This window comes from Sphaerisporangium rhizosphaerae (assembly GCF_042665155.1).
GTDB classification, from domain to species: Bacteria; Actinomycetota; Actinomycetes; order Streptosporangiales; family Streptosporangiaceae; genus Sphaerisporangium; species Sphaerisporangium rhizosphaerae.
Genome location: NZ_JBHTCG010000010.1, coordinates 110,376 through 122,154 on the forward strand (window position 1 = coordinate 110,376; position 11,779 = coordinate 122,154).

Annotated in this window: 10 protein-coding genes; 4 read left to right on the forward strand and 6 right to left on the reverse strand. The window is 71.0% G+C overall.

Annotation, left to right across the window (positions count from 1 at the left end; translation table 11 throughout):
• Nucleotides 1-18 precede the first annotated feature (18 nt).
• The gene (locus ACFQSB_RS17300; RefSeq protein WP_380827577.1) at nucleotides 19-2,844 is read right to left on the reverse strand and encodes a hypothetical protein; all 2,826 of its coding nucleotides are present in this window, start codon (nucleotides 2,842-2,844) and stop codon (nucleotides 19-21) included.
• Complete coding sequence (locus ACFQSB_RS17305; RefSeq protein ID WP_380827579.1) at nucleotides 2,834-3,589, reverse strand: hypothetical protein; 756 nt, start codon at nucleotides 3,587-3,589, stop codon at nucleotides 2,834-2,836. The genes ACFQSB_RS17300 and ACFQSB_RS17305 overlap by 11 nt, the downstream gene beginning before the upstream one ends.
• Nucleotides 3,590-3,803: 214 nt before the next feature.
• Between ACFQSB_RS17305 and ACFQSB_RS17310 the strand changes: the two genes are divergently transcribed.
• The 3 genes from ACFQSB_RS17310 (at nucleotide 3,804) to ACFQSB_RS17320 (ending at nucleotide 6,274) form a co-directional block, all read left to right on the forward strand.
• Nucleotides 3,804-4,022, forward strand: coding sequence for a restriction endonuclease (locus tag ACFQSB_RS17310; RefSeq protein ID WP_380827764.1), 219 nt, complete (start codon nucleotides 3,804-3,806; stop codon nucleotides 4,020-4,022).
• A 397-nt stretch (nucleotides 4,023-4,419) separates the two neighbouring features.
• Nucleotides 4,420-5,265, forward strand: a complete 846-nt coding sequence (locus tag ACFQSB_RS17315) for a peptidoglycan-binding domain-containing protein (RefSeq protein WP_380827581.1) — start codon at nucleotides 4,420-4,422, stop codon at nucleotides 5,263-5,265.
• Between the two features lie 112 nt (nucleotides 5,266-5,377).
• The gene (locus tag ACFQSB_RS17320) at nucleotides 5,378-6,274 is read left to right on the forward strand and encodes a peptidase inhibitor family I36 protein (RefSeq protein WP_380827582.1); all 897 of its coding nucleotides are present in this window, start codon (nucleotides 5,378-5,380) and stop codon (nucleotides 6,272-6,274) included.
• Between the two features lie 85 nt (nucleotides 6,275-6,359).
• Here the strand turns inward: ACFQSB_RS17320 and ACFQSB_RS17325 are convergent, their stop codons facing one another.
• On the reverse strand, nucleotides 6,360-7,427 hold the full coding sequence (locus ACFQSB_RS17325) for an NBR1-Ig-like domain-containing protein (RefSeq protein WP_380827767.1): 1,068 nt from the start codon (nucleotides 7,425-7,427) through the stop codon (nucleotides 6,360-6,362).
• A 212-nt stretch (nucleotides 7,428-7,639) separates the two neighbouring features.
• Here ACFQSB_RS17325 and ACFQSB_RS17330 point away from each other — a divergent pair, with 212 nt between their 5' ends.
• Nucleotides 7,640-8,551 carry a LysR family transcriptional regulator gene (locus ACFQSB_RS17330; protein ID WP_354844195.1) on the forward strand — a complete coding sequence of 304 codons (912 nt, stop codon included), beginning with the start codon at nucleotides 7,640-7,642 and terminating at the stop codon, nucleotides 8,549-8,551.
• A 108-nt stretch (nucleotides 8,552-8,659) separates the two neighbouring features.
• Here ACFQSB_RS17330 and ACFQSB_RS17335 read toward each other — a convergent pair whose 3' ends face one another.
• From ACFQSB_RS17335 to ACFQSB_RS17345, 3 genes are read right to left on the reverse strand one after another with little or no spacing between them, the layout of a single operon-like run.
• Nucleotides 8,660-9,442: a serine hydrolase gene (locus ACFQSB_RS17335; RefSeq protein WP_380827583.1), complete on the reverse strand. Its 783-nt coding sequence runs from the start codon at nucleotides 9,440-9,442 to the stop codon at nucleotides 8,660-8,662.
• On the reverse strand, nucleotides 9,439-11,028 hold the full coding sequence (locus ACFQSB_RS17340; protein ID WP_380827584.1) for an N-acyl-D-amino-acid deacylase family protein: 1,590 nt from the start codon (nucleotides 11,026-11,028) through the stop codon (nucleotides 9,439-9,441). The genes ACFQSB_RS17335 and ACFQSB_RS17340 overlap by 4 nt, the downstream gene beginning before the upstream one ends.
• Entirely contained in the window at nucleotides 11,025-11,777 is a 753-nt protein-coding gene (locus ACFQSB_RS17345; RefSeq protein WP_354844625.1) for an amino acid ABC transporter ATP-binding protein, read from the reverse strand. The genes ACFQSB_RS17340 and ACFQSB_RS17345 overlap by 4 nt, the downstream gene beginning before the upstream one ends.
• Nucleotides 11,778-11,779: the final 2 nt, after the last annotated feature.

Consider the following 11,779-nt stretch of genomic DNA (forward strand, 5'->3'; position numbering starts at 1 on the left):
CCGTTCTTCACGCCGCGGTCAACCCGTGAGGGTTTTGCCGACGAGGGCGCGCAGGCGGCGGGCCTGTTCCGAGTCGCCGATCGTGTCGAGCTTGAGTTGTGCGGCGAAGGGCTTGAAGGACCATGAAGGAAGGATCAGCGCCGCGTGGTACAGCGCCGTGAGGATCTTGGGGTCCGCCGGGACGGGGTCCTTCTGCACCCAGGGGAACAGCTCGCGGGCGAGGTAGCGCTGGGTCTCGATGGTGACGCCGCCCGTCGACCCGGCGAAGAAGTCGATGAGCAGAGGCACCATGTGCGGCTTGGGCCGCACGTTCTGGATCCCGAACGCACAGTACGAGGCGACGATGTTGTTCCGATACCGCGTGATGAGGGAGCCCTCGGTGTCCTTGATGAGGGACAGGGCGGTGAGGTGCTCCTTCACCGAGTCGAGCTTCAGCGGGTCGAGGCCGACCGGCGTCGTGCCCGGCGCCTTCGCGCCTGGGAGGGTGCTGGTCGCCAGGTGGCCGAACGCGTAGAAGTACTCGACCATCGACTCCCTGGACTCGTGGCCGGTGTTGATGCGCGCATACGGTCCCGGGATGCCGCCGACGTAGGACGTCCGCAGGAACGAGAAGCTGTCGCGCCGGTCGATCATGGCAAGGGTCTCGAACAGCTTGTCCACTCTGCCGGTGGGCGCTCCGCGCAGGAGCAGGGGGATGCCTTCCACGTACGAGGACCCGAGCTTGCGGTTCTTCGGGTCGATCGGCCAGCAGAACTCGTCCACGAACTTGGCGTTGCCGGCGGCGTGGTGTACCAGCGCCAGCTCGTCGCGATGACCGTGCCTGAGCATGTGGATCACGAGCTGCGCCTCGTCGTTCCCGGTGAGGTCGAGATCGAGATCCTGCAGCAGCGCCTCGGCCCGGGCGAACGCCGATGCGAGGTTGCCCTTCATCGACAGCATCGTCAGGTCGCCGGCGGCCACCTTGCCGGTGCCGAAGGAGGCGTACTTCTGGAAGCTCTTGCACAGGAAGACCTCGAGCCTGCCGTCGGCGATGTCCTCCTTCAGGCCGCCGAGCACGACGTCGAGCTGGCTCCTGCCCCCGGTCGAGGAGGGCGTGAGCTGGATGGTGGTGTCGAGGATCAGCGCGTACGGCGCCGCGCCCTTGGTGTGCGTCAGCAGGCTCTTGCGCACCGTGGCCACGAGCTCATCCGGCGACGGCGGGTCGAAGGGCGTGCTCGGGTTCAGCGTCGCGACCAGGACCTGCGGGTGCGGCGTCGTCGTCTCGCCCTTCCTGAGCCGCGCGAGCAGTTCCCCGGTCTCGTAGTAGTCGATCTTCTCGGTGGAACGCGAGACCTCGTCGTGGTGGCGCGACGACAGGGCGATCCACAGCGCCGTCCCGAGCGCTTCCATGCCGCTGGTCATGAGGTGGCTGTCCAGCTCGATCCGCTTGCCGGCCAGCGGCGCGATGCTCGGCGCGCGTTCGAGCATGACCTGCAGCATGGTCTCCCGGTAGTCGGTCCAGGTGTAGTTGCCGGCGGCGGCGACCAGGATGCCGATCTCGTCCATCATGAGGTCGACCGCGCGCATCGCCGTGGACGGGTTGTGCTGGTGCGCCACGACGATGTCGAGGAGCCGGCCGAGCGAGCGCAGGGCGTTGGCGGTCAGCGTGTCGAAGATCTGCGGGCCGAGCTCGTCGGCGAGGCCCAGCACGAGGTGTTCGACCATGGCGCACACCGGCGCCAGGGGTTCGCTCTTCCGGCTCGCGATCTCCTGCAGGCGGCAGAACGGGCTGTCGGTGATGAGCGCGACGAAGTCGGCCCGCGTGTCGACGGTGAAGTCGGTGGTGGGCTTCTCGTTGCCCCTGTCCATGAGCTCGTAGAGCTGGTACGCCGACGGAGTCGCGCCGAGCTCCTGGAGGATCGACTTCCAGTCGATGTCCAGGCTCGCGAACTGGGCGGTGCCGCTCAGGACGCTGATGCCCGTCGTGCCGACCAGCGGGGTGATCGTGAGCCCGGCCAGCACCTTCGGGTCCACCATCATGGCCAGCTTCTTCAGCACGCGCGGGCTGTTGACCAGGATGTCGTCCGGCCCTGGCATGGTGGTCGTCTTCAGCTTGACCAGGAACTTCTGCAGGGTGTCGAGGAAGTTGGTCCGCCAGTAGGTGGCGGCGAGCTCGTTCTGGGTCGACAGGCCGCCCTCGCCGGCGCGCTGGGTCCTGGCCGCGCGGAAGCCGATCTGCTCGACGATGTGCTCCTGCGTCGTGTCCCTCACCGTCGAGGCGAGTTCGGTGCGGCGCTCCTCCGAGTAGGTCGCCGGCTTGCCGCCGATGGTGGTGACCAGTTCCAGCGCCTTGCGCAGGTGGCCCATCGTCGAGGCGTCGGACTCGTCGGCGATGCGCTCCTCCAGCGCGATCAGGTCGACGGTGACCTTGCCCGCCGCGGCGAGGTCGAGCCCTTCCAGCACGAGCCGGTTACGTCCTCCGGGGGTCTTCCCGGGTAGCTCGTTGACCTTCTTCGGCAGCTGGAGGTCGAGGTAGTGCAGCACGTCCTTGTCCTGTGGCACCTCTTCCTTGGGCGTCTCCACCGTCGAGTGGGCCAGACGGGTGGCGGCGGTCGCCTTGACGAAGCCGCGCGCGATGTCGCCGCGAAGCTGGGAGGCGATGAGCCGGGACAGCTTGCTGCGCTCGCGCGCCGAACGCTCGGCCAGCGTCTTGGCGATGAGCTTCATGGAGGCGCCGGCTTGGGAGGGGTTCATCTCCTCCTGCAGCACCTTGGCGACGGCCTTGGCCGTGGTCTCGTCGGGCTTGGCGGCGAAGGCCTGCCAGCCCTTGGGTAACGCCGCACCAGCCGAAGACTCACTGGACATGACGGACATGTTTGCTCCCCCCGTCCCATGCGCTGGGACGAACCGATGATGGTGACGGCACCCCCCCGGATGCTCGACCCCTGATGCTCGACGCTGCGCAGACCAGAGTCAATGCGCTCAACGGAACTTTTTGGAACGCGACAATGGCCGTCGAGCAGGGCGAGGTTCCCACCTGCGAAAGAGCATTCGCGTCCAGCCGCAGCACAGCGGAACCGCCCTCGATCGCGGCGCGATTCCGCCTATTGTGCAGGTCACAGGAGCCGAGAAGGAGCAGGCCGTATATGCGGCTGTCGATGTGGGGAGACCTTGGGCGCGGAACGCCGGATACCCTGTTCTCTACCAGGAGTCCCGCGCCACTGACGTCGCGGCGATGAATGAGAGCGTGGATTTGCGCATGCAGGCGCTTGCCAGGCTCCTGCAGATGACCTTGCAGGTCGATGACCACATCGACCTGGCGTCGCTCAAGAGACCCGCCGTGATCCCGGCCTGGCGGCATGGACACCTGGAACACCCCATTCCGGCGCCGCAGTGGGAGCGGTTCGCGCCGGCCGAGCCGACGGGCATGGGAAAGCTGTTCGGGAAATCCAAGTTCCAGCAGGAGTTGACCGCTGCGCAGGGACGGTTCCAGCAGGCCGTTGCGCAACATCAAGCGCAGGAGCGCGCCCGGACGCAGGCGCTGACGGAAGCGCGGACCGCCTACGAGGGCATGGTGAACGCCCGGAAGGCCGAAGCCGCCCGGCAGCATGCCGAGATAGACGCCTTCCGCAACGAATACGAGTCAGGAGATCCGGACGCGGTCGTTTCTTACTACGACATGGTCTTACAGCGTTCAAGTTATCCCGAAGGCTTCCCCCAGCACTTCAAGGTCGCTTTCGTTCCGGATTCGCGTCAGCTGGTCGTCGAGTATCTTCGGTGGCAAGGTGGTGATTCAAGCAAAGCGGTACAAGAACACCGTAGGAGTGTCGGCGGTTCGCGACCTGTACGGCACCCTGCAGAACGAGGGCGCCAGCAAGGGCATTCTCGTGACGACGGCCGGATACGGTCAGGCGTCTTTCGAGTTCGCCAAGAACAAGCCGATCGAGCTGATCGACGGAGCCAACCTTCTCTACCTGCTCGAGGAACACGCTGGAGTGCAGGCGAAGATAGTCCCACCTGATGGATGGCGCGATCCCGCGTAAGCACGCCTCGCGATGTGTCCGCTGGGACGGGTGAGACGCAGGTTCGGCGGACACGGTCGCGTGTCGGTGGACGATGGCCGGGCCGTTTCCCGGTGGCTTTTCCGCGGGAAACGGGGGTCGAGGGAGTTGCGTTGCACGCCGCCCATCCCGGCCTTGCGCGTCGGGTCGAGCTGGTGGGAGTAGTCGCGCATCTTGCTCACCAGCGTTTCAGCCGGCGGAGCGGCCGGAGGGCCGCAGGAAGCGTGCCCCCGGATCACCTGTCAGGCGGCGCGTACGCCTGTACGGAGCCTGTTCGGACAGGCTGACAACACGATTCCCTCGCGGACGGCGTGAGTGATCCACGACGGTGGACTCCTCCGCAGGAACCACCCCCTCACCGTCCGAACCAGGAGAATCGATGAAGCTGCCTTCACGCGCCGCCGCGCTCGTGGCGCCCTCCCTGATCGCCTGCCTGACCGCGGCGTCCGGGATGCCGGCGGCGCAGGCGGCCGACGCCAGGGCCCTTCCGAGCGTGGACATGGAAGCCACGGTCAAGGCGGCTCAGATCGACCCGCGGCGATCCGACGACGCGCTGACCCCGGGAGCCAAGGCGAGCGTGCTGCTCGTCGAGCGGGCGCTGCGCGACCGGCACCTGCTCGACGCGAAGTGGGTGGACGGGTACTTCGGCAGCACGACGATCGCCGCCTTCGCGAAGTACCAGAAGTCGCTCGGCTTCACCGGCTTGGCGGCCAACGGCCTGCCGGGCAAGGCGTCCCTCACCAGGCTCGGAGCCGGTCGATTCACCCTCACCCGCACCATCGGCCCGGGGGCCCGGGTGTCCGTCGGCGGCGGCGTCATCGACACGCGCACGCGGAGCATGCTGGCCGAGGCGAAGCGGCTGCTCGGCCGCGACCTCGTGCTGCTGCAGGGCTCGTACAACCGTGGCGGCGACCCCACCTCCGCGGGCACCCACGACGGCGGCGGCGTCGTGGACATCTCGGTCAAGGGGATGACTCCCGCCACGCGCACCGCGGTCGTCCGCGCGTTGCGGGGTGTCGGCTTCGCGGCATGGGTGCGCAGCCCCGATCAGGCCGAATGGCCATGGCACGTCCACGCCGCCGCCATCAACGACACCGACCTCTCCAGCCAGGCCCAGCACCAGATCGGTGACTACTACCTCGGGCTGAACGGGCTCGCCGGCCGCGGCCCGGACGACGGTCCGCGGGTGACCATCCGCACCTGGGAGGAGTACCGGCGCCGCTGACCATCCGAAACCAGGTCGCACCGACATGACCAGGTCGCGACGGGCACCGCGGACACCGCCCCCACCCCAGGACCACCACGACACCGGACAGCACGGACATAAGGAGAACACCATGGGAACGCTCAACAAGATCCTCGCCACTGCGGCCGCCGTGACGGCGCTCGGTGGGACGGCGCTCGCCACCGCCTCGCCCGCTTCGGCGGCGACCCGCAACGGCGTGTGCGAGAGCGGCGAGTTCTGCTACTACTTCAACAGCGGCAACCAGGGGTCGGTCTCCGACTTCGCCGGATCGGTCGGCGACTACGGCACCAAGCAGCCCTCCTGCTTCGACTTCAAGGGGCCCGGCGCCGGCAAGGGCAAGTGCGTCAAGAACGCGGCCGCCTCGGTCTGGAACCGCAGCGCCAAGACCGTCCGGGTCTACTTCAACAGCAACTACGGCGGCAGCGTCTACCAGGACTTCGCGCCCGGCGCCAAGGGCAACCTCAAGGCCGGCCTGAAGAACCAGAACGCCTCCCACCAGTTCGGCCCGTCGTCGTCGGCGCGCGTCAACATGTCGTACGCGCTGTACAAGACCGGCGGCGGCGGTATCAGCTGCGGCTTCGACGGGTACGTGCACACCTCGGGCCGGCATGAGGGCATCGACATCCGCCGCAGCGTGGGCTCCGACGTCCACGCCCTGGTCGCCGGTCAGCTCATCTACCTGGCGCGCGGGCGCAACGGCGGCTCGGGGCTGTCCACGATCGCCGTCTACAACGCCTCGCTGAACAAGACCATCATCTACCTGCACTCCGCTCCGCTGGCCTCCCTGCGCGTGGGGCAGCAGATCGCGCGCGGCCAGGTCATCGCGGACGAGGCGTGGCACGGTGTGTCGTCCAGCGGGGCCGCGCACACCCACGTCGAGATGCGCCCCGGACGGCAGAAGCTCGCCGCCAAGAGCGTCGGCGACTCGACCCTCAGCAACCCGAACCCGAACTCGTTCTGGGTCTCCCAGGGCTACAACGTCCGCTAGCGCACGGCGGCCTGTGGCGAACCGCCACTCCGTCGAATGCTTGAACCAGGTTCCCCGCCGTGTGACGCACGGCGGGGAACGGGCGTCAGCCCACGATGACCTGGAAGTTGAGCGGCCGGCCTCCGGGGAAGGCGACCCGTCCCGCACCGTCCATCATCTTGAACCGCACGTAACACAAGCCGGGGTTCCTCGGCGTGGTGACGTCGGTCGGGATGTCGACGGTCTCTCCGGGCGGCGTGTCCCTGATCGGGACGTCGGAGATGGTCTGGCATTGATCGGGTCGCTGCGGGAGATCGAGGCGATGCAGCGAATATCCCTTCCACGGCACGGCGCCGGCGTTCTTGAGCCGCCACACCTTGGTCATGGTGCGGCCGGCGCGGACGCGCGTGCAGTCGGGAAGCGTGATGTCTCCGAGGAACGCCGCCGAGTCACCCTTGTTCGCCGGCGGGGCCCACGGCGGGCTGGTCGGGCGCACCGGGCAGTCGGCCGCCGACAGCGCGGCCCTCGATGGGCCGCCGGACGGGGTCAGGCCGTGCCCGTCGACCCCGGGACCGCGATCGACGACGGCCATGATGAGGACCGCCATTCCCGCACCGGCGGCCACGGTCGCGAGCACGGCCACGACCGGGCGGCTCGGCCGGAATCGCCCTCGGCCCCCAGGTGCGGGGAGGACGGGCCGCGCGTCGCCCGCGGCCGGGGGGCCGGGCACAGGCGCCGAGGTCTCACCGGCCGACCGTGGCGCCGATGATCCGGTGATGACGGCCACGACGCGGCCTTCTGCGGCGCCCGCGGTGGAGGCCCCGAGCTCACCGGACGGACGAGCCGCCGAAGACGGACCGGCCGCTGAAGAGGAACCGGCCGCCAGGGCGTCCGGGTGGACCGAAGGGCCTGCGGCCCCGGCGGATCTGACCGCCAGGTTCGCCCTCTCCCAGCGTTCACGGTACGCGGCGGGGTCGGCGTCGCAGGCCTTGACGAACTCGACGGTGGTCTCCCAACTGGGGAGCCGGTTGGCCTTCGTGGCTTCGTGCAACGTCGTGTGCGAGATCGCCCTCGACCGGCCGGACATCTCCCGGAAAGGTGGGTTGCCGACGGATTTGCGAAGTTCTCGCAGTGCCGCCGCGAACTCCTCGATCGCCTCCGCTCGTGCACGCATGTCGTCCACCGGGGCAAGCTAACACAGCGCCCCCGGTGTTCACTGGCGCTCTGACCCACAAGGGCGGGCGAAGTAAGGCGAGCCCGGATGCCGGCCTGAGCGGGACGGCTCCCGGCCCGGCCGGGTGTGCGCCCGAGCCCGACGCGGCGAGTCGCCGGACATCCGGCCATGCCCGGAAGGGATGCTCCGGCGATCGGGCGGATACTGGTGGCGTGTTGAGCAGTCACCGCCTGCGGGTGCTCAGGGAGGTCTTCAGGACGGGGAGCATCGCGGGAGCCGCGCGGACGTTGCGGCTCTCGCCGTCCGCCGTCTCGCACCAGCTGTCCCGGCTGGAGGAGGAGGCCGGGGTGGGGCTGGTCGAGCGGGGGGCGCAGAGCCTGCGGCTCACCGCGGCCGGGCGGCGGCTGGCCACCAGGGCGCAGGAGGTGCTCGACCTCATCGAGGCCGCGGAGAAGGACCTGCTGGCCCAGGCCAGAGCCGACGCCGGTCAGCTCCGCATCGGCTTCTTCGCCTCGTCGGGCTACCGGCTGCTGCCGCTGGCGCTGTCGGCGTTCGTGGCCCGCCACCCCGCCGTCGACCTCGACCTGGTGGAGGGACAGCCGCACGAGTTGATGCCCGACCTGGAACGCGGCGCCCTCGACGTCCTGGTGGTGTTCGAGCACGCCCTGGATCCGTGGCCGCCTCCCGAGGGCGTGGAGATCGCCCCGCTGCTGGAGGAGCCGCAGTTCCTCGTTCTGCCCCTCGGGCATCCCGCGGGCCGGGCCGCCAGGGTACGGCTCGCGGACCTCGCCGACGAGCCGTGGATCACCACCTACGGCACCGACGCGCCCATCTCGGTGCTGGAACGGGCCGGTGCGCTGGAGGGGTTCAGCCCGCGGATCCGCTGCCGCAGCGACCACTACGAGGTGACCCTCGGCCTCGTCAGGGCCGGGCTCGGCGTCGCCCTGGTGCCGAGCCTCGGCGCCCACGGGGCCGCCGGCGTGCAGGTGTGCCAGGTGGAGGGGCTCCGGCTGCACCGGAAGATCGGCGCCGCCGTACGGCCGACCAACCCGAACCCGGCCCTGCGGTCGTTCCTCGACTACCTCCGCGACGCCGCCGGCCGCCTGCGCAGCACCACGGCCTGAGGACCTCCGTTCCCGCTGCGGCCGTGCCCGCTGCCTCCGTGCCCGCTGCTGCCGTGTCCGCTTCCGCCGTGTCCGCTTCCGCCGGGCGCGGCGCCGCCGGGGAGTCCGCTATCCGCCGGGAACAGGCCCGGGCGGTGCGGCCGGGGCGGCTCCGACGAGGCGGCCGATGCCGACGCCGGCCTCGCGGACGCGGGTGACCAACTCGTGGTCGCTTCCCGGCGGCCCGGACGCGAGGACGGCGTAGCCGATGCGCCGGTCGCCGACCATCACGCCGACGTCGGCGCGCACGCCGTCGTCGGTGCCGGTCTTGTTGGCCACCCACACGGTGCCGGGCGGCGCCGTCGTCGCCGGCCGGCGCTCCTCGGAATCGTGCGGCAGGAGGGCGGGCACCAGGGAGCGGTCGGTGTTGTGCGCCAGCCAGCCCAGCATCAGCCGGGTCCACTCCTCCCGCCCGTCGAGCGAGGCGGCGAACCGGGCCAGTTCACCGGCCGTGCCGACGGCGAAGGCGGGCGGGTCGGTGGGCAGGCGCGGCTCGCGGATGCGGTCCAGGACGCGGGTACGCCGCAGGCCCAGCGCCCGCGACTCCTCGGCGACCCGGTCGAGACCGACGCGGCGCAGCAGCGCGTTGGTGGCGATGTTGTCGCTCACCGCGGCGGTCAGCACGGCCAGGTCGGCGACCGGCCACCGGCGTCCCGACAGGGCTCGCAGCAGCCCCGACCCGCCCACGCGGTCCTCCTCGCGCAGCTCGACCGGCTCGGCGGGGTCCAGCGTGCCCGCGCAGATGGCTCGCGCCACCGTCGCCAGCAAAGGCAGCTTGCCGACGCTGGCGAGCGGCAGTTCGGCGTCCTCGCCGACCGCGATCTCACCGGGCACCGCGATCGCGATCATCATGGCGTCAGCACCGTTCCCGGCCGCGCGGCCGTCTCCTCGCCCTGCCGCACGACGATGTGGCCCGCCACCACGACGGTGTGCACGCCCTCCGGCGGCAGCAGCGGCTCGGCGAAGGTCGCGCCGTCGCGCACCGTGGCCGGGTCGAACACCACCAGATCGGCGTGCGCCCCGTCCGCGATCACCCCGCGTCCGGCCAGCCCGAACCGCTTCGCCGCCATGCCCGTCATCTTCCGCACCGCCGTCGCCAGGTCGAGCAGCCCGAGCTCCCTGGTGTAGCGGCCGAGCACGCGGGGGAAGGTGCCCGCCCAGCGGGGATGGGGGCGCCCGCCCGGCTTCGGCACGCCGTCCGAGCCGATCATCGCGTACGGCGCGGCCAGTACCCGGCGCACGTCGTCCTCCACCATCGAGTGACTGATGATCATGACCTCGCCGCGCTCGGCCAGCAGCAGGTCGGCGGCCACGTCGAAGGGGTCGCGGCCGTGCGCGGCGGCCAGCTCGGCGACCGTGCGGCCCTCGGTGTGCGGATGACGGGGGGCGCGGGCGATGGCGACGCGGTCCCAGCCGCCATTGCCCACGGTGTTCTCCCAGCCCGGCACGCCCTCGGCGATCGCGGCCCGCATCCGGTCGCGCTGCCCGGGGGCGGCCAGCCGCGCGGTCAGCGCGGCGGTGCCGCCGTCGGACGCCCAGGGCGGCAGCATCGCCGACAGATGGGTGCTGGCCGCCGTGTAGGGGTAGACGTCGCAGGTCACGTCGAGGCCCTCGGCGCGCAGCCGGGCGAGCCTGGGCAGGGTTCGCTCGGTGCGGCCCCAGGCGTACTTGCCGGCGGTCTTGTGGTGCGAGACGTGCAGGGCCGCGCCGCTCCGGCGGGCGATCTCCACGGCCTCCTCCAGGGCCTCCTCCACCCGCGACATCTCGTCGCGCAGGTGGGTGACGTACGGCTTGCCGTGCCGGGCCGCGACGGCGGCCAGCGCGACCACCTCGCCGGTGTCGGCGTAGGTGCCGGGCGTGTAGATCAGCCCGGTGGACAGGCCCGCGGCCCCCTGAGCGAGCGACCGGTCGAGCAGCGAGCACATCGCCGCCAGCTCGCCCGGGGTCGCGGGACGGTCCACGGGCCCCAGCACCCCGGCGCGCAGAGTGCCGTGGCCCACCAGCGAGGCGATGTGGTTGGCGCGCGGCACGGCGGCGTGCGCCGCGGCGAACCCGGCGAAGTCCTCCCAGAAGCCGACGTCGCCGCCGAACCCGACGGACGCCTCGGCCCGCAGCTCCGGCAGCCGTCCGGGCAGCGCCGGGAACAGGCCGGAGCCGCAGTTGCCGCAGATCTCGGTCGTCACCCCGGCCAGCACCGGGGCCCGGACCATCTCCCGATCGCCGCCGAGCAGCGCGATGCCGTCGGAGTGGGTGTGCACGTCGATGAATCCGGGGGCGACGGCCAGCCCGGCCGCGTCCAGGGTCCGGCGGGCGTCCGCGCCCGACCCGGCGGGCAGCACGGCCAGCCGCCCCCCGGCCACGCCCACGTCGGCGGACCGCGGCGGGGCGCCGGTGCCGTCGACCAGCAGCCCGCCGCGGACGAGCAGGTCGAGCTTCACAGCACCCGTCCGAGGAACGCGCGGAAGCGCTCGTTGCGGGGCTGGGCGAGGACCTCACGGGGGTCGCCCCGCTCGACGATCACGCCGTCGTCCATGAAGACCAGGTGGTCGCCGACTTCGCGGGCGAAGCCCATCTCGTGCGTCACCACCATCATGGTCATCCCGCTGGCCGCCAGGTCGCGCATCACCGCCAGCACCTCCTGCACCAGCTCGGGGTCGAGCGCGCTGGTCGGCTCGTCGAACAGCATCACCTTGGGGTGCATGGCCAGGCTGCGGGCGATCGCCACCCGCTGCTGCTGGCCGCCGGAGAGCTGCGCCGGGTAGTGGCCGGCCCGGTCGGTCATGCCCACCCGGTCGAGGAGCTCCTCGGCCTGCCGCCGGGCTTCCCGCCGGGGGACCCGGCCGACGACCAGCGGCCCCTCCATGACGTTCTCCAGCGCCGTGCGGTGCGGGAAGAGGTGGAAGCGCTGGAAGACCATGCCGATGTCCTGGCGCTGCCGGTTCAGCCGCGCCGGGGGAAGGTGGCGCAGCCTGTCGTCGCGCTCCTCGAACCCGATCAGCTCGCCGTCCACGCGGATCCGGCCGGCGTCGATCGTCTCCAGCCGGTTGACACAGCGCAGCAGGGTGGACTTGCCCGACCCAGACGGCCCTACCACGCAGACCACGCCGCCCTCGGGCACGTCGAGGCTCACGCCCTTCAGCACCTCCAGCGCGCCGAAGCGCTTGCGCACCGAGCGGATCTCCACCATGG

Bases quoted from the DNA above. Each gene is read 5' to 3' on its own strand.
- ACFQSB_RS17305 (WP_380827579.1), bottom strand. From the start codon at position 3,589: ATGCTGCCGGGCGGCTTCGGCCTTCCGGGCGTTCACCATGCCCTCGTA.
- ACFQSB_RS17315 (WP_380827581.1), top strand. From the start codon at position 4,420: ATGAAGCTGCCTTCACGCGCCGCCGCGCTCGTGGCGCCCTCCCTGATC.
- ACFQSB_RS17335 (WP_380827583.1), bottom strand. From the start codon at position 9,442: ATGATGATCGCGATCGCGGTGCCCGGTGAGATCGCGGTCGGCGAGGAC.
- ACFQSB_RS17300 (WP_380827577.1), bottom strand. From the start codon at position 2,844: ATGTCCAGTGAGTCTTCGGCTGGTGCGGCGTTACCCAAGGGCTGGCAG.
- ACFQSB_RS17345 (WP_354844625.1), bottom strand. From the start codon at position 11,777: ATGGTGGAGATCCGCTCGGTGCGCAAGCGCTTCGGCGCGCTGGAGGTG.
- ACFQSB_RS17320 (WP_380827582.1), top strand. From the start codon at position 5,378: ATGGGAACGCTCAACAAGATCCTCGCCACTGCGGCCGCCGTGACGGCG.
- ACFQSB_RS17325 (WP_380827767.1), bottom strand. From the start codon at position 7,427: ATGCGTGCACGAGCGGAGGCGATCGAGGAGTTCGCGGCGGCACTGCGA.